Consider the following 22611-nt stretch of genomic DNA (forward strand, 5'->3'; position numbering starts at 1 on the left):
CTTTCGCGTGCGGCTGTGTCGGCCCCCGTCCCGTATTGGCCAAAAGATATCCATGAATTCCCGGACGCCATCGGAAATTGCGGAGCTCTGCAATAGAGTCACCGGACGAGCGTCGGCCGACCGCGCGGCGCGGGGAATTCAATGGAGGTCCGGTCAGTGGGTGGAGGTCCGGTCACGCGCATTCCGGCGCACTCGGTCAGCACGGCCATCCGGGACGACATCGTCGCCGGAGTCCACGTGAGGGGCGGCCGGCTCACCGAGGAACTCCTCGCGCGCCGCTACGGCGTCTCGCGCGTCCCCGTGCGCGAGGCGCTGCGCACCCTGGAGGCCGAGGGTTTCGTCGTCACGCGCAGGCACGCGGGCGCGTGCGTCGCGGAACCGACGGAGCAGGAGGCGGCGGACCTCCTGGAGATGCGGACGCTGCTCGAACCGCTCGCCGCGGCGCGCGCCGCACAGCGCCGCGACGACGCGCACCTGAAGGTCCTGCGCGGACTCGTCCGGCTGGGCCAGGAGCGCGCCAGGAGCGGCCTGGGGGAGGATCTGCGGTCCCTGGGCGGCTGGTTCCACGAGACGCTCGCCCAGGCGTCCGCCAGCCCCGGCCTCGGCGCGCTGCTCACCCAGCTGCGCCACAAGGTCGCCTGGATGTACGTGGTGGAGTCCCCGGCGGCGCCGGCCGAGGCGTGGTCCGAGCACGCCGCGATCCTCGACGCGGTGGCCCGCAAGGACGCGGGGCGGGCCAGGGCGCTCGCCGCCGCGCACGCCGAGCGGACGGCGGCCGCCCAACGGCTGCGTCCCGCACGGCGGGCGGAGCGCGACGGTGTGAGGGATCCGCAACATGCCGTCAACACGGTGAGCCTCCGGAATTAACGGAGGAGCCGTATAAACAGAGGGACCTTATGGAAAGAGGGGGCCGCGCGAAAATGCGGGAATTCTGGGCCCTGTTTTTCGGTGTGCGCCGTGAAAACGTTGAAGGGGTCACCCGGAAAATTCCGGGTGACCCCTTCAACGATTTTCAGGAACGCGTCCTAGACCGTCTCCGGAAGCTCCTCGAGCCCCTCCGAGACGAGCTTCGCCAGCCGGTCGAGGGCGGCGTCGGCACCCTCGGCGTCGGAGGCGAGCACGATCTCCTCGCCGCCCTGGGCGCCCAGGCCGAGCACCGCGAGCATCGAGGCGGCGTTGACCGGGTTGCCGTCGGCCTTGGCGATCGTCACGGGGACGCCGGCGGCCGTGGCCGCGCGGACGAAGATGGAGGCGGGTCGGGCGTGAAGGCCCTCGGCCCAGCCGACGTTGACGTGGCGCTCAGCCATGTGTTGCTGCCCTTCCAGGTGTCTCACACTTGTCTAGACCAGTGTCTCATGCCGTCACGGGTGCTCCGTCGGACATACGTCCTGGTCCCGATGGCCGTTCGACCCGTCCTAGCCTGCCCCGGCCCCGGCGGCCGCGCGACCCGTACCCTGGCCCCATGCAGACCGCGTCGGATCAGCAGGATCGGCACGACTACCCCGCCCACTGGGAAGCCGATGTGGTGCTGCGCGACGGAGGGACCGCCCGGATCAGGCCCATCACGGCCGAGGACGCGGACCGGCTGGTCAGCTTCTACGAACAGGTGTCGGACGAGTCGAAGTACTACCGCTTCTTCGCGCCCTATCCGCGGCTGTCCGCCAAGGACGTCCATCGTTTCACCCACCACGACCAGGTCGACCGGGTGGGGCTCGCGGTCACGGTGGGCGGCGAGTTCATCGCGACCGTGCGCTACGACCGCATCGACGAGCGCGGCATGGCCGCCAGCGCGCCCGCCGACGAGGCCGAGGTCGCCTTCCTCGTGCAGGACGCCCACCAGGGCCGCGGTGTGGCCTCCGCGCTCCTGGAGCACATCGCCGCCGTCGCCAGGGAGCGCGGCATCCGCCGCTTCGCCGCCGAGGTGCTGCCCGCCAACACCAAGATGATCAAGGTGTTCACGGACGCCGGCTACCAGCAGAAGCGCAGCTTCGAGGACGGCGTCGTCCGTCTCGAGTTCGACCTGGAGCCCACCGACCGCTCACTCGCGGTGCAGCGCGCCCGTGAACAGCGTGCCGAGGGCCGCTCCGTGCAGCGCCTCCTGACGCCCGGCTCGGTGGCGGTGATCGGCGTGGGGCGGGCCGCGGGCGGCGTGGGCCGCAGCGTCCTGCGCAACCTCAGGGACTCCGGCTTCACCGGGCGGCTTTCCGCGGTGAACAGCGCGTTCGACGAAGAGACCGACGGCCCGGACATCGAAGGGGTGCCGGCGTTCCGCTCCGTCGCGGACATCGAGGAGCCCGTAGACCTCGCGGTGATCGCCGTCCCCGCCGACCGGGTGCCCCAGGTCGTCGCCGAGTGCGGCGAGCGAGGCGTACAGGGCCTCGTGGTGCTCTCCGCCGGGTACGGGGAGAGCGGGCCCGAGGGGCGCGAGCGGCAGCGCGAACTGGTCCGCCAGGCCCGGTCCTACGGGATGCGGATCATCGGCCCGAACGCCTTCGGGGTCATCAACACCGCCCCGCAGATCCGCCTCAACGCCTCGCTGGCCCCGCAGTCGCCCACGCGCGGGCGGATCGGGCTGTTCACCCAGTCCGGCGCGATCGGCATCGCCCTGCTGTCCGGACTGCACCGGCGGGGCGCGGGGCTCTCCACGTTCGTCGGCTCCGGCAACCGCGCGGACGTGTCCGGCAACGACCTCCTCCAGTACTGGTACGAGGACCCGGACACCGACGTCACGCTGATGTACCTGGAGACCATCGGCAACCCCCGCAAGTTCACCCGCCTCGCGCGGCGTTCCGCGACCGCCAAGCCGCTCGTCGTGGTCCAGGGCGCCCGGCACAGCGGCATCGCGCCGACCGGCCACGCCGTGCAGGCCACCCGGCTGCCGCACGCCACGGTCTCGGCCCTGCTGCGCCAGGCGGGCGTCATCCGGGTGGACACCGTCACCGAGATGGTCGACGCGGGGCTGCTGCTCGCGGGCCAGCCGCTGCCCTCCGGGCCCCGGGTCGGCATCCTCGGCAACTCCGAGTCGCTCGGCCTGCTCACGTACGACGCGTGCATCGCCGACGGACTGCGGCCGTTGCCGCCCCGCGACCTCACGACCGGCGCCCTCCCGGCCGACTTCCGCGCGGCGCTCGCCGAGGCGCTCTCGGACGACGGCTGTGACGCGGTGATCGTCAACGCGATCCCCTGGGTGGGCGAGGACGGGGCGACCACCGACCCCGAGACGCTGGCCACGGAGTTGCGGGCGGCCGCCGCGGGGTGCCCCGCGAAACCGGTCGCCGTGGTACACGTGGAGCTCGGCGGGCTCGCCGAGGCACTGGCGGCCGCCACCAGTACCCGTCCGGACGCGCCCGCCCCGGCCTCCGTGCCGGACGCGGGGGGTACGGCAAGGAGGCCCGCCGACCCCGTACCCGCCATGCCCCCGGCCGCCCCCGCCGCCAGGCCCGCGGACCCCGCGGCTCCAGGCGAACCCACGGAATCCGCCGAACCCACCGACCAGTACCGCATTCCGGCCTACCCCGCCGCCGAGCGTGCCGTGCGGGCCCTCTCCGAAGCGGTCAAGTACGCGCAGTGGCGTCGCGAGGCCGACGAGCCGGGCCGGGTGCACGAGTACGACGACATCGACGAGAGCGGGGCCGCCACCCGCATCGAGGAGCTGCTCGCCAAGGACGGCGATCCGCGCGGTGCCACCCTCGCCCCGGACGACGCCGACGAGCTGCTCGCGCGGTACGGCATCCACGTACGGCAGGCGCTGCCCGCGCCCGATCCGGACGCGGCGGTGGCGGCCGCGCGGGCCATCGGCTATCCCGTCGCCCTGAAGACCACCGCCCCGCACCTGCGGCACCGCGCGGACCTCGGCGGGGTCCGCCTCGACCTGACCGGTGAGGAACAACTGCGCCGGGCGTACCAGGAGTTGACCGACCTCTTCGGAGGGCCGGCCGAGTTGCGTCCCGTGGTGCAGGGCATGGTGCCGCGCGGCGTGGACACCGTGGTCCGCGCGGTGATCGATCCGGCGGCCGGCGCGGTGCTCTCGTTCGGCCTCGCCGGCGCCGCCTCCGAGCTGCTCGGCGACACCGCGCACCGCCTCGTCCCCGTCACCGACCGCGAGGCGAACTCCCTGGTCCGATCCATCCGGACCGCGCCACTCCTGTTCGGCTGGCGCGGCTCCGCGCCCGTGGACACACCGGCTCTCGAAGAACTGCTGCAGCGGGTGTCCCGGCTCGTCGACGACCATCCGGAGGTGGTCGGGGTCTCCCTGGAGCCCGTGGTGGTCGCCCAGCGCGGCCTCTCCGTGCTCGGCGCCTCCGTACGGCTCGCGCCCCCGCCCGCCCGCGACGACCTCGGTCCGCGCACCCTTCCGGGGTACTGAGCCGCCCTTTCCGGGTACGGGAGCGTTCCGCTCCCGGCCGGAGGCGGCCACGGGGCACCGTGCGCCCCGCACCGGGCCGTAGGATGGACGGCATGGCAAAGACCGGTACGACGACCCAGGGGCTGCGCGCGGCGATCGAGCGCAGCGGCTACTACCCGGCCCTCGTGGCCGAGGCGGTGGAGGCCGCGATCGGCGGCGAGGCCATCGGGTCCTACCTGGTCCACCAGGAGACGACGTTCGACGCCAACGAAGTGCGCCGGCACGTCACCGTTCTCGTCCTGACCGGCACGCGCTTCATCGTCAGCCACACCGACGAGCAGGCGGCGGACAGCACCTCCCCGACGCCGTACGCGACCACCTCCACCGAGTCGGTCAAGATCGGCCGCATCTCCTCGGTCGTGGTCAGCCGGGTCGTCGCCAACCCGGAGAAGTACGTGCCGGGGACGCCGCCGCGCGAGGTCGTCCTGACCATCGGCTGGGGCGCGGTGTCGCGCATCGACCTGGAGCCCGCGGCCTGCGGCGACCCCAACTGCGAGGCGGACCACGGCTACACGGGCAGTTCGACCGCCGACGACCTCAGTCTCCGCGTCAGCGAGGCGGGCGACGGCCCCGACGCCGTGCGGCAGACCCTCGCCTTCGCCCAGGCACTGTCCGAGGCGACCGCGGACACCGCCCGCTGATGTCCCTGCCTGCCTGGGACGACGTACAACCGCTCGCCCTCGACACCGCCCCGGTGCCCGCGTACGGCACGGGATCGCTGGCCGACCTGCTGCCCACGCTCGTCGCCCACCAGGGCGTCGACGGCTTCACGCCCGCCATCCCCGAGCTGACCCCGGCCGACCGGAACTGCGTCTTCCTGATCGACGGCCTCGGCTGGGAGCAGCTGAAGGCGCACCCGGACGAGGCGCCCTTCCTGAGCTCGCTCCTGGAGAGCTCGCGGGGCGGCACCGGCCTGCCGCTGACCGCAGGCTTCCCCGCCACCACGGCGGCCTCGCTGGCCTCGGTCGGCACGGGGCTGCCGCCCGGCGCGCACGGCCTGCCCGGCTACACCGTCCGCGACCCCGCCACCGGCGAGCTGATGAACCAGCTCCGCTGGCACCCCTGGACGGACCCGCACGCCTGGCAGCCCTACCCCACGGTCTTCCAGCGGGCCCACGAGGCCGGTGTGCACACCGCGCAGGTCTCGTCCCCGACCTTCGAGCACACCCCGCTCACCAAGGTCGCGCTGAGCGGCGGCACCTTCCGCGGCCGGCTCTCCGGTGAGGACCGCATGGACCTCGCCGCGCGGCAACTGGCCGCCGGTGACCGGTCGTTGGTCTACACGTACTACGCGGAAGTGGACGGCAAGGGACACCGCTTCGGCGTCGACTCCGACGCCTGGCGCGGTCAGCTCATGTACGTCGACCGGCTGGCCCAGCGCCTCGCCGAGCAACTGCCGCCGCGCAGTGCCCTCTACGTCACCGCGGACCACGGCATGATCGACATCCCGTTCGACGAGCGGTCCCGCATCGACTTCGACGAGGACTGGGAGCTGCGCGCCGGTGTCGCCCTCCTCGGCGGCGAGGGCCGTGCCCGCCACGTCTACGCGGTGCCCGGTGCCGAGAACGACGTCCTGACGGTCTGGCGCGAGGTGCTCGGCGAGCAGTTCTGGGTGGCCTCCCGCGACGAGGCGATCGAGGCCGGCTGGTTCGGTCCACACATTGATCAACGTGTGTACGGGCGGCTCGGCGACGTCATCGCGGCCGCCCACGACGACGCCGCGATCATCGCCACGGAGCGCGAGCCCAACGAGTCGGCCCTGGTCGGCATGCACGGCTCCATGACCCCCGTCGAGCAGCTCGTCCCGCTCCTCGAAGTACGCTCCTGACCGTCCCCCTCCCTTGTCCCGCACTCCCTTGAAAGGTCCGCGACTTCGCATGCCCGAGCTGGTGTTCTTCTCCGGGACGATGGACTGCGGCAAGTCGACCTTGGCCCTGCAGATCGTCCACAACCGCTCCGCCCGTGGACTCCAGGGCCTGATCTTCGCCCGGGACGACCGCGCGGGGGAGGGCAAGCTGTCCTCGCGCCTCGGCCTGGTGACGGACGCGGTGGAGGCGCGGCCCGGCCTCGATCTGTACGGCCGGGTGGTGGGGGAGTTGTCGCAGGGCGGCCGGGTCGACTACGTGATCGTGGACGAGGCGCAGTTCCTGGCTCCGGAGCAGATCGACCAGCTGGCGCGCGTGGTGGACGACCTCGACCTCGACGTCTTCGCCTTCGGCATCACCACGGACTTCCGCACCAAGCTGTTCCCCGGCGCCCAGCGCCTGATCGAACTGGCCGACCGCCTCGAGACGTTGCAGGTCGAGGCGATGTGCTGGTGCGGGGCGCGGGCCACGCACAACGCCCGTACGGTCGGCGGGCAGATGGTGGTCGAGGGCGAGCAGGTCGTCGTCGGGGACGTCGACCGTACGGCCGAGGAAGTCGGCTACGAGGTGGTGTGCCGACGCCACCACCGCAACCGGATGACGAGCGCGACGGCCCGCGCGGCGGCACTGTCACCGGACGTCCTGCCCGTCGCCTCCGCCTGACGCCGGCACGCCGGACGCGTACACATGTACTCGCGCATACGCATGCACTGACGCATACACATACGCGTGTACACATGTACGCACGCGTACACATGCGCATCTGCCTGTACACGTACGCACGCGCCCCCGCGTCCGGCCGGCGACGCCTTCGGAGGTCAGCCCTCGTCGGCGGTGTGCACGACCGAGAACACCGCGCCCTCCGGGTCCGCCACCGTCGCCGTCCTGCCGTGATCACCGTCGCGCGGCGTCTCGACGACGTGGCCGCCGAGCTCCACCACCCGCTCGACCGCCTCGTCCACGTCGGCGACCTCGAAGTGCGTCATCCAGTGCGGGCCCCGATCGCGCGGCAGTGCCTGGCCCAGGCCGTGCACGGAGGCCACCGGGCGGCCCGCCACGCACATCGTCGCGTGGTCGGCGCCGGAGCCGGCCGAGACGACGGCCTCGTCCGTGCCGAACACGGACTGGTAGAACTTGAGCACGCCCGCGGTCTCCCGGGTCAGCAGTTCGTTCCAGACCGGCGTCCCGGGCCTGCCGAGCACCGCCGTGCCCAGGTGGGCCACGGCCTGCCAGATGCCGAAGACGGCCCCCGTCGGGTCGGAGGCGATGGCCAGCCGACCGGCCTCCTCGCCGGCGTCGAGCGGGCCGACGCCGACCGTGCCACCGCAGTGCCGCACCGCGTCGGCCGTGGCGTCCGCGTCGTCCGACGCCAGGTATGTCGTCCAGGCGATGGGCAGATGACGGTCGGCCGGCAGCCGGCCGATGCCCGCCACCTCGCGGCCGTCGAGATAGGCCCGCACATACGGCCCGAGCTGCTCCGGGCCCGGCCGGAAGTCCCAGCCGAAGAGCGCTCCGTAGAACTCCTGAGTCGCGGTCAGGTCGTGCGTCATCAGGCTCACCCAGCAGGGCGTGCCGGGCCTGCGCCGGCCGGTCCCCGCGCCCTCGCGCCGCGCCTTCCCCAAGGACTCCGACCAGTCCTCACCAGGGGGGACCCCATTCGCCCGCGCCTCGGTCATCGTCACCCTCTCCTCGGCCGTCGTGACGGCCGGTCAGCTACCGCTCTCGAATTGCGCGCCCGATCGCCGCACGACCGCCGCGCGTACCCGCGCCCGTGCAGATGCTCGCACCGCCTGCCGCACCTTGCGTCCCGGCCGCGCCGCGCTGTCCGGCTTCCCGCGGAGGATGCCCGATTTCTGCTTGCTCATCCGTGACCGCGCGAGGACCGGGCGATGTTCATCCGGCGTACAGGGTGTGCATGGTTCCGTACGCCCCGTGTTCGGTGTGGCCCGGCCGAGCAGGGTAGCCGGACCTTGGCGACACGACCACCCCGTACGCAAGGATGGGCCCATGAATCCCATCATCTCCGCATCCCAACTCGCGGGCGAGCTGGCGGGCCAGAACCCGCCGGTCCTTCTCGACGTCCGCTGGCAGCACCAGGGCTCCCAGCGCTCCGCCTACGAAGAGGGCCACATTCCGTCGGCCGTCTTCATCGATCTGGACGCCGACCTGGCGGGTGCCGCGGGCTCGGCCGGCCGGCACCCCCTGCCCGATCTGGATCGGTTCGGCGCCGTGATGCGCGCGGCGGGGGTCTCGGCGGACCGCGACGTGGTCGTGTACGACGGTGGCCAGAACTGGGCGGCGGCGCGGCTGTGGTGGATGCTGCGCTGGACGGGGCACGCGTCCGTACGCGTCCTGGACGGCGGCCTCGATCTGTGGACCGGTCCCCTGGAGCAGGGGCCCGGCGAGGCACCCGCGGAGGGCACCTTCGAGCCGGAGCCGAACAGTACCGACCTGCTTGACGCGGACTCGGCCGCGGCCCTGGCCCGTTCCGGTCTGCTCCTGGATGCCCGCGCGGGCGAGCGCTACCGCGGCGAGGTCGAGCCGATCGACAGCGTGGCCGGGCACATCCCGGGGGCGGTGTCGGCGCCGACCACGGAGAACGTCGCGGAGGACGGCCGCTTCAAGCCCGCCGCCGAACTCGCCGACCGCTTCAAGGCGCTGGGCGCGTCCGACACGTCGGAGATCGGCGTCTACTGCGGCTCGGGGGTCTCGGGCGCCCACGAGGTGCTCGCGCTCGCGGTGGCCGGAATCCCGGCCTCCCTCTACGTCGGCTCCTGGTCGGAGTGGTCGGCCGACTCCGCGCGTCCCGTGGCGACGGGCCCGGACCCGCAGTAGCGCTTGCGGCAAGGCGCATCGGCGCGCACATACGGAGAGGGGGTCCCCACCAGGTCGGTGGGGACCCCCTCTCCGTAAGCGCTGTTGCCGTAAGCGCAGTCTCCGTAGGCGCTGCCTTCGCGAACACGCCTCCCCAGGCGCTGTCCCTCGGACCGCCCCGGCCGGCTACTCCTGCTTCTTGCGGCGCGTGCCGAAGACGATCTCGTCCCAGCTGGGCACCGCCGCGCGGCGTCCCGGCCGCACGCCGTCGGCCTCGGCCTGCCGGTCCGTGGAGCCGACGAGGCGGTCCCGGTGACTGGCCACCGAGCGCGGCATGAGCACGTCCGCGTAGGCCGCTCCGGCGCCCGCCGAGGCCGCGGGCGGCTCCTCGGCGTCCGGCTCCTGCTCATCGGGCTCGTCCTGGGCGGCCGGCGGCAGTTCCGTGGTGGCAGCGGACGTCGGGCGCTCGGGCACGACCATGTCGCCGCGGAAGCTGGGCACCGCCTCCAGGAGGCTCGTCAGGGAGTCGCGCTCCTGCTCGGCGATCGCGGAGCCGGCGCCGGTGGCGCCCTCCTCCGGCGGATCGGCCGGCGGGGCGGGAATGCTCGGACGCTCCAACTGGCGTTCGAGGGCGCGGTCGAGCGGCCGGTCCGCCGGGCGGTCCCGGGGCAGTCGGGCGATGCGCGGCACGAACGGGAAGCTGGGCTCGGGCGCGGAGATGTCGTCCGTCTCGCCGATCAGCGAACGGGCCTCGTCGTCCACGGCCTGGACGAGCCGCCGGGGCGGGTCGTACGTCCAGCTCGCGGAGTGCGGCTCGGTCGCGACGCGGTAGACGAGCAGGACTTCCCAGGTGCCGTCGTCACGGCGCCAGGAGTCCCACTGGACGGTGTCCTTGTCGACGCCCCGCATCATCAGCCGCTCCTGCACGGCCTCGCCGAGCTGGGGCCCGGTGTTCTCGCCGGGGCGGCGGACGGGGGTCTTTCTGGCACGCTCCGCCATGAAGGCGCGCTCCGCGAGGACGGGTCCTTCGAAGCGGCGGACGCGATCGACGGGGATGCCGGCGAACTGGGCCACTTCTTCCGCGCTGGCGCCGGCACGTATCCGTGCCTGGATGTCGCGCGGGCGGAGGTGGCTCTCCACCTCGATCTCGATCTGTCCGAGTCGGGGCCGGTCGCCGCGGACGGCCGCACGCAGCCGCTCGTCGATCGGAAGCGTGTACTCCGTGCTGTCCGCAGCCTTCAGCACCAGCCGTGTGCCGTCGTTGCTGACGGCCACGACACGCAGTTCGGGCATGGGGACCTCCCGGGTGGTGCCTGCCGACGTCACGTGCGTCGCTGCTTCCGCTAGTCGAGTGTGGCCTGCCCGGGTGCAGCCTGCCACAACCTTGCCGAGTTGCCCGGCGTGTCGGGCATGGGCCCTGGATCGCCGTTATGGCACGGTTACCTTTTTCGCAACGCTAAGTGACGATGTTCGTCACCCTGTGCAGCGAGCCCCCCACCCGGCGGTCCTGGAAGGCCCCGGGCACCCTGGCGGGAGACCGGACCCAGGGCTCGCAACAGTACTCCATTCGGGCCATGTGGGTGGACCGCCGCGCCGCCGAACTTCTCGTACCGGACGGGAGTTGGCCCCCGCCTCCGCTGTGCCGCGCCCGCGCGCGGGTGGCGCACTTCACTGAATGTCCCGAACCGGAACTAAACACTTCGCCCATACGTCCCTGTCTCGTGTAGTCAGTTGAGAAAGGTCGAGAAAGGCAGGCAAGGGTCGGAGATGCGTGAAAAGCCGGATTCCGGCAAGGAGTCGAAGGACCAGCCGAAGGGCCAGGAGGAGCCGGGCGAGAAGCGGCGCCTGGATCTGAGTCTGCCGCAGGTGGCGGGGAGCGCCATCGCCGCGGTCGTGGCGGCGAAGCTCGCCTCGAACCTCGGTGTCTACGGGACGATCCTCGGCGCCGGTGTCGTGAGCGCCATCGCGACCTGTGGCGGCACCGTCTTCCAGCACTTCTTCAAGCGTACGGGCGAGCAGATACGTGACGTCACGGTGCAGGCCAAACCGAGGGCGCGGCAGGTCCCGGTGACCGCGGCGACGCCGGTGCCCGAGACGTTCAGATCGCCCGCGTACACGGGAGCCGTGCGGGCCACCGGGCCCGTGACCACGACCTGGGGGCGGCCGCAGCCGGCGGAGGGCACGGCCGAAGCGGAGGCGACCACGCTGCTGCCGACCACCGAGGAGGCGGACCCCACCACGGTGCTGCCCGCCGCGGGTACGGACCCCACCACCGTGCCGCCCGCCGCCGGGGACGGCGACGCGACGACGATGCTGCCCGCCGCGGCGCCCGGCGCGGACGCCGAGCGGACCCAGCTGCTCGGGGCGGTCGACGCCACCCGGGCGGTGCCGCGCGACGACGCCACCCGTGTGCTCCGCACCACGGGACCTGGCGGCGCGGCTCCGGACCCGACACCGACGACCGCCTTCGCGCCGCCGTCGCTCCCACCGGAGGAGTACACGGCCGGCACCACACACCGCTCACAGGTCCGCAGCTGGAAGCGGCCGTTGATCGCCGCGGCCGTCGTGTTCGGCGTCTCGATGGCGGGGATCACCACATACGAGGTGGTCTCCGGGGCGAACCTGAGCGGCGGCGAGGGCACCTCGATCGGCAACGGCTTCTCGGGGCACAACTCCTCGCCGAAGAGGCAGTCGACGCCGTCCGACGACGAACCCTCCGGTGAGCCCTCGGACAACGGCACCCCGAGCACGGGTGACGGTTCCCAGAAGGGCGACGGCAACGGCACGCAGGACCCGGACGGGACCGGCCGGACCCCGGGGAGCGGCAACGGCAACGGCACCGGCTCCCAGGACGACCCGGACAAGGGCACGGGCACGGACACCGACAAGGACAACGGCTCCGACTCCGGAGACGACGGTTCCAAGACGGATCCGACCCCCACGCCCACCCCGCCGACCCCGACGCCCACGCCGTCCGACGGCGGCGGATCGGGCGCCGGTGACAACGCCAAGGAGGGCGCGACGCCCACTCCGTAGGAGACGGCCGCTTCCCGGAGCGTGGTCAGGCGCCCAGGACCCGCCGCAGGTAGTCGTTGCCGAACAGGCGGTCCGGGTCGAGGCGGTCGCGCAGGGCCGTGAACTCGCCGAAGCGGGGGTAGGCCCCGGCGAAGTACTCCGCGTCGCGGGTGTGCACCTTGCCCCAGTGCGGCCGTCCCTCGTGCGCGGTGAAGATCCGCTCCGCGGCCGCGAAGTACGCCTGGTAGGGCGTGCCGCGGTACATGTGGACGGCGATGTACGCGCTCTCCCGGCCCGAGGCCGTGGAGAGCGCGATGTCGTCCGCGGGGGCGGTGCGCACCTCCACGGGGAAGCTGACGCGCAGCGGGGAGCGGTCCACCATCGCCTTCAGCTCGCGCAGCGTCTCCACGAGGGCCGCGCGCGGCACGGCGTACTCCATCTCCATGAACCGCACGCGGCGCGGGCTGGTGAAGACCTTGTAGGGGATGTCCGTGTACGTCCGCGCGGAGAGCGCCTTGCTGGAGATCTTCGCGATCCCGGGAATGGCCGCGGGCACGGCCCGGCCGAGGGAATTGACCACCTGGAAGAGGCCGTTGGAGAGCAGTTCGTCCTCTATGAAGGCGCTGATCCTGCTGGGCGGCGCCGCGGGGCCCTGGCTGCGGTTGTTGCGCTTGGTGTTGCAGTTGCCGGTGTGCGGGAACCAGTAGAACTCGAAGTGCTCGTTCTCGGTGACGAGCGCGTCGAAGTCCTCGGTGACCCGGTCGAAGGTCATCGGCTCCTCACGGGCGGTGAGGAAGAAGACCGGCTCCACGGCGAAGGTGATGGCGGTGATGACGCCGAGCGCGCCGAGCCCTATGCGGGCGGCGGCGAAGACGTCGGGGTTCTCGTCGGCGGAGCAGGTCAGGACCGTGCCGTCCGCGGTGACCAGTTCCAGGCCCGTGATCTGGGCGGCGATCGAGGCCGAGTCGCGGCCCGTGCCGTGCGTCCCGGTGCTGACGGCGCCGGAGACGGTCTGCTCCATGATGTCGCCCATGTTCGTGAGCGACAGGCCCTCCCGCGCGAGCGCCGCGTTCAGGCGCTTCAGCGGGGTGCCGGCCTCCACGGTGACCGTGCCCGCCGCGCGGTCGATGCCGCGGATGCCGGTGAGCAGGTCGGGACGGAGCAGGAGGCCGTCGGTCACGGCGGTGGCGGTGAAGGAGTGACCCGAGCCGACCGGCTTCACCTTCAGGCCGTCCTCCTTGGCCCGGCGCACGGCCGCGGCCACTTCGTCGACCGAGGCGGGAGTGGCCTCACGGACCGGCCGCGCGGTCACGTTCCCCGCCCAGTTACGCCACGTCGCTGTGCTCTTCCCGCTGCCCGTGCCCGTACTCATGGGTCCCTCCCCGTCGCGGAACCGGCCGCTTCAGCCGGCGATATCCCAGGAAGCCGACCGCGACCGCGACGGCCCCGGACACCCCCGGCACCGCGTACCCGGCGTCCGGACCGGCGGCGTCGATGACCCAGCCGGCCGCGGAGGAGCCGAGCGCGACGCCGACCGCGAGCCCGGTGCTCACCCAGGTCATGCCCTCGGTCAGTTTCGCGCGTGGTACGTGCTGCTCGACGAGGGCCATCGTCGTGATCATCGTCGGTGCGATGGAGAGGCCCGCCACGAACAGCGCCACGGCCAGCAACGGAAGGTTCCCGACCAGTTGAAGCGGGATCATACTCACGGCCATCGCACAGACACCCAGCAGCCACCGCGGGGCCGGCGCCCCCTTGAAGTGCAGCAGTCCGAAGGCGGCACCGGCCAGGCAGGAGCCGAGCGCGTAGACGGCGAGGACCAGGCTGGCCGCGGACTTGTGGCCCTGGTCCTCCGCGTACGCCACGGTGACCACGTCGATCGAACCGAAGATCGCGCCGGTCGCGACGAAGGTGGCGACGAGGACCTGGAGCCCCACCGAGCGCAGCGCCGACTCCTTGGTGTGGTGTTCGTGCGGGTGCGGCACCGGTTCGGTGGCCCGCTGGGAGGTCAGCCAGAAGACGCCGACGGCGAGGAAGACGCCGGCGAGCAGCGGTCCGGCCTCGGGGAACCACACGGTCGAGAGCCCGATCGAGATGATCGGCCCGAAGATGAAACAGGCCTCGTCGACCACCGACTCGAAGGAGTACGCGGTGTGCAGTTGCGGGGTGCCCCGGTAGAGCGCCGCCCAGCGCGCCCGGATCATCGAGCCCACGCTCGGCACGCAGCCGACCAGGGCGGCGAAGACGAACAGCGTCCAGTCGGGCGTCTCGAACTTCGCGCAGAGCAGCAGCCCGGCGACGGCGGCCAGGGAGACCAGCGTCGCGGGCCGCAGCACCCGGCGCTGGCCGTGCCGGTCCACGAGCCGGGAGATCTGCGGGCCGATCGCGGCGGCCGACAGGGCGACCGTCGCCGACAGGGCGCCCGCGAGGCCGTAGCGCCCGGTGAGCTGCGACACCATGGTCACGATGCCGATGCCCATCATCGACAGCGGCATACGGCCGAGGAAACCGGCCCCGGCGAAGGCTTTGGTGCCGGGGGCGGCGAAGATGGCGCGGTAGGGGCTGGGCACGGGAAACTCCGCTGGGGCTCCGGGCGGCATCCGAGGGCGGAGGCTCCGGGTAAGGCGTAAAGATGGCTGATACAGCTTACGGCCGCGGGGCGGATCCGCACACCGGGTTTTCCGATCGGCGGAGGCCGTTTTCCGGCTGTCGGTGGCGGGTGGCAGGATCGGATGCATGTCCGATGCGCTGGATTCGACTCCCTATGACGCCCTGCTGTTGCTCTCGTTCGGTGGCCCGGAGGGCCCGGACGACGTCGTCCCGTTCCTGGAGAACGTGACGCGCGGGCGCGGCATCCCCACGGAGCGGCTGAAGGAGGTGGGGCAGCACTACTTCCTGTTCGGCGGGGTCAGCCCGATCAACGACCAGAACCGCGAGCTGCTCGACGCCCTGCGCAAGGACTTCGCGGAGCACGGCCTGGACCTGCCGGTGTACTGGGGCAACCGCAACTGGGCGCCGTATCTGACCGACACCCTGCGCGAGATGACCGCCGACGGCCGCCGCCGCGTCCTGGTCCTCGCCACCAGCGCGTACGCCTCGTACTCGGGCTGCCGCCAGTACCGCGAGAACCTCGCGGAGTCCCTCGCCGTCCTGGCGTCCGAGGGCCTGGAGCCGCCGAAGGTCGACAAGCTCCGCCACTACTTCAACCACCCGGGTTTCGTCCGCCCCATGATCGACGGCGTCCTGACGTCGCTCTCCGAACTTCCCGAGGACGTACGGGAGGGCGCGCACCTGGCCTTCACCACGCACTCCATCCCGACCGCCGCCGCGGACACCTCGGGTCCGGTGCCGGAACACGGCGAGGGCGGCGCGTACGTCCGTGAGCACCTGGACGTGGCCCGGCTGATCGCCGAGGCCGTCCGCGAGGAGACCGGCGTCGCGCACCCCTGGCAGCTCGTCTACCAGTCGCGCAGCGGCGCCCCGCACATCCCGTGGCTCGAGCCGGACATCTGCGACCACCTGGAGGAGCGGCACGCCGCAGGCGTCCCCGCCGTGGTCATGGTCCCCATCGGCTTCGTCTCGGACCACATGGAGGTCCTGTACGACCTCGACACCGAGGCGGAGGCCAAGGCGGCGGAGCTGGGGCTTCCGGTGCGCCGCTCGGCGACCGTCGGCGCCGACCCGCGGTTCGCCGCAGCCATCCGGGAACTGGTCCTGGAGCGGGCCGCCGCGGAGAGCGGCGCGCCCGTCACCCCCTGCGCCCTGGGCTCCCTCGGCGCGAGCCACGACCTGTGCCCGGTGGGCTGCTGTCCCGCCCGCACCCCCAAGCCCGCGGCCGCGGGCGCCGACAGCCCGTACGCGTGAGGACCCCCAAGTGAGCGCCGTGACCGACCCGACCGACCCGACCGACCTCAAGGCGGAACTGCTCCGCGTCGCCCTGGAGGCCGCGCACCGCGCCGGGGCCTTCCTGCGCGACGGCCGCCCCGACGACCTCGGCGTGGCCGCCACCAAGTCCAGCGCCGTGGACGTCGTCACCGAGATGGACATCGCCTCCGAGAAGCTGATCACCGGCTTCCTGGCCGAGCACAGGCCGGCCGACGGGGTGCTCGGCGAGGAGGGCGCGAGCTGTGAGGGCAGCAGCGGGATCCAGTGGGTCGTCGACCCCATCGACGGCACCGTCAACTACCTGTACGGGCGCCCCGACTGGTCCGTGTCCATCGCCGCCCGCAAGGACGGCGAGACGCTCGTCGGGGTCGTGCACGCCCCGATGCGCGGGGAGACCTGCCGCGCGGTGCTCGGCGAGGGCGCCCACATCAACGACGAGCCCGCCCGCGTGCGCCCCGCGCCCGCCCTCGACCAGGCGCTGGTCGGCACCGGCTTCGGGTACATCACCGAGCGCCGCGTCCAGCAGGCCGAGGTCGCCCGGCAGCTGATCCCGCGGGTGCGGGACATCCGGCGGGCCGGCTCGGCCGCGATCGACCTGTGCGACGTGGCGGCCGGCCGGCTCGACGCGTACTACGAGCGCGGTCTCAACCCCTGGGACTTCGCGGCCGGCGAGCTCGTCGCCCGGGAGGCGGGCGCGCTGACCGGTGGCCGCCCCGGAGAGGCCCTCTCGGGCGAGCTGGCCGTCGCGGCCCCGCCCGTCCTCTTCGAGACGCTCCAGGGCCTCCTGGAGGACCTCGGCGCCTGGCACGACTGACCCCCGCCGAGGCCCACCGGCCCACTGGCGCGGTCCGCACGCGGAAGGGCCCCGACACCTCGTCCCACAGGTGTCGGGGCCCTTCGCGCGTATGTTCCGGGGTGGCGGTCAGGCCTGCAGAGCGCCCACCTCGACGCCGTGCTCGGCCGCGAGGCGGTGAAGATCCTCCAGCTCCGCCAGCTCGACCTCGGCAAGGAAGTCGTCGCCCGTCTCACGGGCCTTCGTGAGGTCGGACTCCGTGGCCTTTATGCGCTGCAGGAGACCTGCGGTGAATGCGTCCATGGTTGCGCCCCCTCGGCTGGGTCGTGGGTCGTCGGCACGGGGTGTGCCTCAAAGAAGGGGCGATCACGTCTCAAGCCGCTCTGCGGAAAGCAGTTTGGGCGTGCCACATACAAAGCGTGATCGCGGGTGTAAAGCCGTCCTCCCCTCGCTCCCTTCCGCAGAAACCTCAACCACCGGAGAAAATCCGGCATTCCCCGCTCCGGACGCGATGACAGGCCGTCTTACAGCCGGTTTATGGCCGAAAGGGGCAGGATGGAGCCCTACCCCCGAGAGACCGACACACAGACCTGCCCGCAAGGGGCACAGAGGAAGGACAGCGACGTGCGCGTACTCGTCGTCGAGGACGAGCAGCTGCTCGCCGATGCGGTGGCCACCGGACTGCGCCGGGAGGCCATGGCCGTCGACGTCGTGTACGACGGAGCGGCGGCCCTGGAGCGCATCGGCGTCAACGACTACGACGTCGTCGTGCTCGACCGGGACCTCCCGCTCGTCCACGGCGACGACGTCTGCCGCAAGATCGTCGAGCTCGGCATGCCGACCCGCGTCCTGATGCTCACCGCGTCGGGCGACGTCAGCGACCGCGTCGAGGGCCTGGAGATCGGCGCCGACGACTACCTCCCCAAGCCCTTCGCGTTCAGCGAGCTCACGGCACGCGTGCGTGCCCTCGGCCGGCGCACCAGCGTGCCGCTGCCGCCCGTCCTGGAGCGCGCCGGGATCAAGCTCGACCCCAACCGCCGCGAGGTCTTCCGCGAGGGCAAGGAGATCCAGCTGGCTCCCAAGGAGTTCGCCGTCCTCGAAGTGCTGCTGCGCAGCGAGGGCGCCGTGGTCTCCGCGGAGCAGCTCCTGGAGAAGGCCTGGGACGAGAACACCGACCCGTTCACGAACGTCGTCCGGGTGACCGTCATGACGCTGCGCCGCAAGCTCGGCGAGCCCGCCGTCATCGTGACGGTGCCGGGCTCCGGCTACCGGATCTGACCCCCGGTGGCCGCGACCCCGGCGCCACCAGGAGCGCCCCCGAAACCCACGTGGGACCCGCGGAAGGTCGAACCGCCCTATCCCTGGCTGCGCCCCACCATCCGCATACGCCTCACCCTGCTCTACGGCGGGATGTTCCTGATCGCGGGCATCTTGCTGCTCTCGATCATCTATCTGCTCGCCGCCCAGGCGCTGAACGTGGGCAGTGAGCTGCCCTTCACCGTCACCGGCAACAGCCAGGTGAGCAGCAGCACCTGCGCGAGCTTCCACGGGCTGCCCGAGCGGCCCTCCGAGGTGCAGCTCAACGACGCCCTCAACGAGTGCGTCAACCAGGTGCGCCAGCACGCCCTGGACAATCTGCTCAGCCGTTCGCTGCTCGCCCTGCTCGGTCTCGCCGTGATCGCGTTCGCCTTCGGCTACGCGATGGCGGGCCGCGTGCTCTCGCCGCTCGGCCGCATCACGCGCACCGCGCGCCGGGTGGCCGGCACCGACCTGTCGCGCCGTATCGAGCTGGACGGGCCCGACGACGAGCTGAAGGAGCTCTCGGACACTTTCGACGAGATGCTGGACCGCCTGGAGCGGGCCTTCACCGCCCAGCAGCGGTTCGTGGGCAACGCCTCGCACGAGCTGCGCACGCCCTTGGCGATCAACCGCACGCTCTTGGAGGTGTCGCTCTCCGACCCGGGAGCGCCGCCCGAGCTTCATCAGCTCGGCAAGACCCTGCTCGCCACCAACGAGCGCAGCGAGCAGCTCGTGGAGGGCCTGCTGCTGCTCGCCCGCAGCGACAACCAGATCGTGGAGCGCAAACCGGTCGACCTCGCCGAGGTCGCCGACCGCGCCGTCGACCAGGTGCGCGCCGAGGCCGACGCGAAGGGCGTGGAGATCCGCGGGGAACGCGCTCCGGCCGTCGTGCAGGGCAATGGCGTCCTCCTGGAGCGGATCGCCCTGAACCTCGTGCAGAACGCCGTCAGGTACAACGTGCCGGACGCGGGCTGGGTCGAGGTCACCACGGAGGCTCAGCACGGTCAGGCGGTCCTGGTGGTGTCGAACACGGGCCCGGTGGTGCCCGCGTACGAGATCGACAACCTCTTCGAGCCGTTCCGGCGGCTGCGGACCGAGCGGACGGGCAGCGACAAGGGCGTCGGTCTCGGCCTGTCGATCGCCCGGTCGGTGGCGCGCGCCCACGGGGGCCGTATCATCGCGGAGCCGCGCGAGGGGGGAGGGCTCGTGATGCGAGTCACCCTTCCTCTCTGAGATGCTGCCGCGGACGCGCCGCGATGTTCGCTTTGCGCGGAATTTTCTGGACCTGTTCCCGGAGATTTCGTGTGTGATCGATCACAGGGGCGAATTTTCGGCCATCTACTCTCTGTGATCGTGAAAGTCGTCGGAAAGCCGGGAAAATCCGGGTTTTCGGGGGTCTTGATCACGGGAAGTACACGGGGTGGCGCCTGTGAAGTGCGACATTCGGACCGTGTACGGTCCCGATCGCCATCCAAACCGATCACCTCTTCAGGGGTGCGGTTGGGTGTCGATTGAGTAACAGACCTTGATGTGAGGCAAAATCTCCGCCTCAGGTCGGGCACAAGTCCGGCCTCTCACGCGTTACGAGCGCTGAGACACCGCAGACACCCAGAGGGGGAGAGCGACATGGCAACGGACTACGACACCCCACGTAAGACCGACGATGACGTCAACGAGGACAGCATCGAGGAACTCAAGGCACGGCGGAACGACAAGTCGACCTCGGCTGTCGACGTCGACGAGTTCGAGGCCGCAGAAGGCCTCGAACTGCCCGGCGCCGACCTTTCCAACGAGGAGCTCGCGGTCCGCGTGCTCCCGAAGCAGCAGGACGAGTTCACCTGCATGAGCTGCTTCCTGGTGCACCACCGCAGTCAGCTGGCCCGCGAGAAGAACGGCCAGCCGATCTGCCGCGACTGCGACTGAGGCGGGGTCGGCCGTGACTGGCTCGACCCCGTCCTGGAAGCGCCGCTTCCGCAAGCGCGGAGCGGACACGGCCGGCGTCCCGGACGCCGGTGTGCGTGACGACGAGCGGGGCTCTTCCGAGCCCGGAGCAGCCTCGCTCGAGCCGGCGGACGCCCCTGGGGCGCTGCCGGACGAGACGGCGGCCGGCAAGGCGCCCAGGACCGCCCGGAAGACGGGCGAGGCCGGTGAGGCCGGGTCCAGGGGCCGCGTTGCCGCCGTCACGAGCGGAGTGCTGCACGGCGTGCGCAAGGGCGGACGCGGTGCCAAGGCCGGCCTCGGCCATCTCGCCGACCGGCTCATCGAGAACGCCCCGCGGGTCCCGGTCCGCGATCTGGCGACCCTCCGCAAGCAGTTCCCGGGTCTCGGCCCCGAGCAGCTCGCGGACAAACTCGTCGCGGGCGCCGCCAACGCCACGTCCACCGTGGGCGCGGGCGTGGGGGCCGCCGCGATGCTGCCGGTGCCGCCCGCGATGCCCGCCGAGCTCGCGGCGGAGATCACCGGCGTCGCCGCCATAGAGCTGAAGCTCATCGCCGAGCTGCACGAGGTCTACGGCCGCAGGCCCGAGGGCAACCTCAAGCAGCGCAGCACGGCCTATCTGAACTCCTGGTCGGAGGAGCGTGGCATCGATGTCACCAAACCGGCCACCTTCAACACCGCCCTCGGCGGCCAGATGAAGCGCGAGCTGCGCCAGCAGATCATGAAGCGGATGGTCCGGAACCTCCCGAACCTCATGCCCTTCATGGTGGGCGCCGCGGTCGGAGCGGTCATGAACCGCCGCGACACCAGGAAGCTGGCCGAGCGGATCCGCCGGGACCTGCGCAAGACCCAGGTGCCCTGGGACGCGCTGCCGGAGCTACCGCCCCTGGAGAAGCCGGACGATCCTCTGCGGGTGGGGGAGGTACCCCGGGAGCTGGGGCGCTGATCCCGTCCGGTCCAGCGCCCTACGCGCTCTCGCGCACCGACTTCAGCGCCGCCGCCAGCTCTTCCGGGTGGCGTGTGGAGACGTACACGTACGGGGTGGGGTCCTCGGGGTCCGTGATGTCCACGCGCAGGGCCGTGGGGATGTAGGCGCGCAGCAGCATGTAGGCGCGCGGGTCCGCCTTGTACGTGCGCCAGGCGCGCGTCTCCTCGCCCGTCAGGACCTCCGCGTCACCGAGGGCCGACACCGGGATCTTCGCGTCCCCCGCGACCAGCGAGCCCGCCACCACCCGGATCCGCACCGCGCCGTACGCGCTGGTGACGACCGCTGCCACAGCCGTGCCGCCGACCAGGCCGCCGAGCAGCGGCAGCGTGCCGAACGGCAGCAGGATCAGGGCCATCGCGACGCCCACCAGGACCGACGTGAACCACCACGAACGGGGCGCGGTCAGGCGTTCTTCATAAGGCTGCATGCGACCAAGCTTGGCACGGTGCGGTCGCCGCGCTGACGCGGAGGTAAGGTCTGCGCCTGTGAGTGGTACATCTGCAGCTCTGAAGCCCCCGGCCGACGCGACAGCGCCCGTCCGTCACCCCGACGCGCCCGCTCCCGGCGAGCTGATCGGCGCCCACTACGAACACTGTTTCGGCTGTGGCGAGGGCCAGGCACACGGACTGCATCTGGCGGCACGGGCGGGCGAGGGCGTGGCCATCACCGCCGAGTTCACCGTGCGCGAGGCGCACCAGGGCGCCCCGGGCCTCGCCCATGGCGGCGTCCTCGCCACCGCGCTCGACGAGACGCTCGGCTCGCTGAACTGGCTGCTGCGGGTGATCGCGGTGACCGGACGCCTCGAGACCGACTTCGTGCGGCCGGTGCCGCTGGGCACCGTGCTGTTCCTGGAGGCCGAGGTCACCGCCGTCGCCGGCCGGAAGATCTACTCGACCGCCACCGGCCGGATCGGCGGCCCCGAGGGGCCGGTCGCGGTCCGCGCCGACGCCCTCTTCATCGAGGTGAAGGTCGACCACTTCATCGACAACGGCCGCCAGGAAGAGATCCAGGCCGCCATGAACAACCCGGACCAGGTCCGGCGTGCCCGCGCTTTCGAGGTGAACCCGTGACGTCCCCCCACGAGCTGAACGTACTGATCAGGCGCGTCGACCCCGACGTGCCGCTGCCGGCGTACGCGCAGCCCGGCGACGCGGGGGCCGATCTGCGCACGACCGAATCCCGTGAACTCGCGCCGGGTGAACGAGCGGTGCTGCCGACCGGGGTGTCCATCGCGCTCCCCGAGGGGTACGCGGCCTTCGTGCACCCCCGTTCGGGGCTCGCGGCCCGCTGCGGTGTCGCTCTGGTGAATGCCCCGGGGACGGTGGATGCCGGGTACCGTGGAGAGATCAAGGTGATCGTGGTGAATCTCGACCCGCGCGAGAGCGTGCGGTTCGAGCGCTTCGACCGGATTGCCCAACTGGTCGTCCAGCAGGTCGAGAAGGTTCGCTTCCAGGAGGTGGCGGAGCTTCCCGCATCGGCGCGGGCCGAGGGGGGCTTCGGGTCCACCGGTGGCCATGCTGCCGTGGGCGTCGGCTCGGGCGTGAGCTCGGTCGAACAAACGGGTGGGAATCGATACGCATCGGTCGTATCCGACCGGGAAGGACAGTGA

At 72.0% G+C, this 22611-nt stretch carries 22 protein-coding genes; 15 read left to right on the forward strand and 7 right to left on the reverse strand.

Translation table 11 applies throughout. The features are described from left to right. Positions 1-156: 156 nt before the first annotated feature. Positions 157-867, forward strand: a complete 711-nt coding sequence (locus tag ACZ6B8_RS07010; protein ID WP_471076835.1) for a GntR family transcriptional regulator — start codon at positions 157-159, stop codon at positions 865-867. Positions 868-1025: 158 nt separating this feature from the next. Here the strand turns inward: ACZ6B8_RS07010 and ACZ6B8_RS07015 are convergent, their stop codons facing one another. Further along, positions 1026-1307, reverse strand: coding sequence for an HPr family phosphocarrier protein (locus ACZ6B8_RS07015; protein ID WP_471076838.1), 282 nt, complete (start codon positions 1305-1307; stop codon positions 1026-1028). Positions 1308-1462: 155 nt separating this feature from the next. Here ACZ6B8_RS07015 and ACZ6B8_RS07020 point away from each other — a divergent pair, with 155 nt between their 5' ends. From ACZ6B8_RS07020 to ACZ6B8_RS07035, 4 genes are all read left to right on the forward strand, one after another. After that, complete coding sequence (locus tag ACZ6B8_RS07020) at positions 1463-4366, forward strand: bifunctional acetate--CoA ligase family protein/GNAT family N-acetyltransferase (RefSeq protein ID WP_471606541.1); 2904 nt, start codon at positions 1463-1465, stop codon at positions 4364-4366. 92 nt (positions 4367-4458) lie between these two features. Next, positions 4459-5046: a DUF5998 family protein gene (locus ACZ6B8_RS07025; RefSeq protein WP_362375845.1), complete on the forward strand. Its 588-nt coding sequence runs from the start codon at positions 4459-4461 to the stop codon at positions 5044-5046. After that, complete coding sequence (locus tag ACZ6B8_RS07030) at positions 5046-6233, forward strand: alkaline phosphatase family protein (RefSeq protein WP_471076845.1); 1188 nt, start codon at positions 5046-5048, stop codon at positions 6231-6233. The genes ACZ6B8_RS07025 and ACZ6B8_RS07030 overlap by 1 nt, the downstream gene beginning before the upstream one ends. 49 nt (positions 6234-6282) lie before the next feature. Beyond that, positions 6283-6933 (forward strand): thymidine kinase, encoded by a 651-nt coding sequence (locus ACZ6B8_RS07035; RefSeq protein WP_471076848.1) that lies wholly within the window; start codon positions 6283-6285, stop codon positions 6931-6933. A gap of 155 nt (positions 6934-7088) precedes the next feature. On the opposite strand, the gene ACZ6B8_RS07040 is transcribed toward ACZ6B8_RS07035, so the two are convergent. Then, positions 7089-7820: a VOC family protein gene (locus tag ACZ6B8_RS07040; RefSeq protein WP_471076851.1), complete on the reverse strand. Its 732-nt coding sequence runs from the start codon at positions 7818-7820 to the stop codon at positions 7089-7091. A gap of 457 nt (positions 7821-8277) precedes the next feature. Between ACZ6B8_RS07040 and ACZ6B8_RS07045 the strand changes: the two genes are divergently transcribed. Further along, entirely contained in the window at positions 8278-9105 is an 828-nt protein-coding gene (locus tag ACZ6B8_RS07045; RefSeq protein ID WP_471606542.1) for a sulfurtransferase, read from the forward strand. 165 nt (positions 9106-9270) lie between these two features. Here ACZ6B8_RS07045 and sepH read toward each other — a convergent pair whose 3' ends face one another. Continuing rightward, positions 9271-10377 (reverse strand): septation protein SepH, encoded by a 1107-nt coding sequence (gene sepH, locus ACZ6B8_RS07050; protein ID WP_471076857.1) that lies wholly within the window; start codon positions 10375-10377, stop codon positions 9271-9273. A gap of 474 nt (positions 10378-10851) precedes the next feature. On the opposite strand from sepH, the gene ACZ6B8_RS07055 reads away from it, so the two are divergent. Further along, positions 10852-12120 carry a hypothetical protein gene (locus ACZ6B8_RS07055; protein WP_471606543.1) on the forward strand — a complete coding sequence of 423 codons (1269 nt, stop codon included), beginning with the start codon at positions 10852-10854 and terminating at the stop codon, positions 12118-12120. 25 nt (positions 12121-12145) lie between these two features. Here the strand turns inward: ACZ6B8_RS07055 and ACZ6B8_RS07060 are convergent, their stop codons facing one another. Next, positions 12146-13471, reverse strand: a complete 1326-nt coding sequence (locus tag ACZ6B8_RS07060; RefSeq protein ID WP_471606544.1) for a D-arabinono-1,4-lactone oxidase — start codon at positions 13469-13471, stop codon at positions 12146-12148. Further along, positions 13425-14669 carry an MFS transporter gene (locus tag ACZ6B8_RS07065; protein ID WP_471076865.1) on the reverse strand — a complete coding sequence of 415 codons (1245 nt, stop codon included), beginning with the start codon at positions 14667-14669 and terminating at the stop codon, positions 13425-13427. The genes ACZ6B8_RS07060 and ACZ6B8_RS07065 overlap by 47 nt, the downstream gene beginning before the upstream one ends. A 166-nt stretch (positions 14670-14835) precedes the next feature. On the opposite strand from ACZ6B8_RS07065, the gene ACZ6B8_RS07070 reads away from it, so the two are divergent. Continuing rightward, a complete protein-coding gene (locus tag ACZ6B8_RS07070; protein ID WP_471606545.1) occupies positions 14836-15963 on the forward strand; it encodes a ferrochelatase in 1128 nt (375 codons plus the stop codon). Positions 15964-15982: 19 nt separating this feature from the next. Next, positions 15983-16798, forward strand: coding sequence for an inositol monophosphatase family protein (locus ACZ6B8_RS07075; protein WP_471607159.1), 816 nt, complete (start codon positions 15983-15985; stop codon positions 16796-16798). Between the two features lie 108 nt (positions 16799-16906). On the opposite strand, the gene ACZ6B8_RS07080 is transcribed toward ACZ6B8_RS07075, so the two are convergent. Next, on the reverse strand, positions 16907-17080 hold the full coding sequence (locus ACZ6B8_RS07080) for a hypothetical protein (protein ID WP_167355562.1): 174 nt from the start codon (positions 17078-17080) through the stop codon (positions 16907-16909). Between the two features lie 321 nt (positions 17081-17401). On the opposite strand from ACZ6B8_RS07080, the gene ACZ6B8_RS07085 reads away from it, so the two are divergent. From ACZ6B8_RS07085 to ACZ6B8_RS07100, 4 genes are all read left to right on the forward strand, one after another. Then, positions 17402-18055 carry a response regulator transcription factor gene (locus tag ACZ6B8_RS07085; protein WP_055563081.1) on the forward strand — a complete coding sequence of 218 codons (654 nt, stop codon included), beginning with the start codon at positions 17402-17404 and terminating at the stop codon, positions 18053-18055. A 6-nt stretch (positions 18056-18061) separates the two neighbouring features. Next, complete coding sequence (locus tag ACZ6B8_RS07090; RefSeq protein ID WP_471076873.1) at positions 18062-19309, forward strand: sensor histidine kinase; 1248 nt, start codon at positions 18062-18064, stop codon at positions 19307-19309. Between the two features lie 393 nt (positions 19310-19702). Further along, a complete protein-coding gene (locus ACZ6B8_RS07095) occupies positions 19703-19999 on the forward strand; it encodes a DUF4193 domain-containing protein (RefSeq protein ID WP_055544889.1) in 297 nt (98 codons plus the stop codon). 13 nt (positions 20000-20012) lie between these two features. Next, the gene (locus ACZ6B8_RS07100) at positions 20013-20960 is read left to right on the forward strand and encodes a hypothetical protein (RefSeq protein WP_471606546.1); all 948 of its coding nucleotides are present in this window, start codon (positions 20013-20015) and stop codon (positions 20958-20960) included. A 19-nt stretch (positions 20961-20979) separates the two neighbouring features. Here ACZ6B8_RS07100 and ACZ6B8_RS07105 read toward each other — a convergent pair whose 3' ends face one another. Further along, positions 20980-21429 (reverse strand): DUF3093 domain-containing protein, encoded by a 450-nt coding sequence (locus tag ACZ6B8_RS07105; RefSeq protein ID WP_358705912.1) that lies wholly within the window; start codon positions 21427-21429, stop codon positions 20980-20982. Positions 21430-21487: 58 nt separating this feature from the next. On the opposite strand from ACZ6B8_RS07105, the gene ACZ6B8_RS07110 reads away from it, so the two are divergent. Further along, a complete protein-coding gene (locus tag ACZ6B8_RS07110; RefSeq protein ID WP_471076880.1) occupies positions 21488-22072 on the forward strand; it encodes a PaaI family thioesterase in 585 nt (194 codons plus the stop codon). Beyond that, complete coding sequence (dut, locus tag ACZ6B8_RS07115) at positions 22069-22611, forward strand: dUTP diphosphatase (RefSeq protein WP_471606547.1); 543 nt, start codon at positions 22069-22071, stop codon at positions 22609-22611. The genes ACZ6B8_RS07110 and dut overlap by 4 nt, the downstream gene beginning before the upstream one ends.

The organism is Streptomyces sp. NPDC041122, from assembly GCF_055592445.1.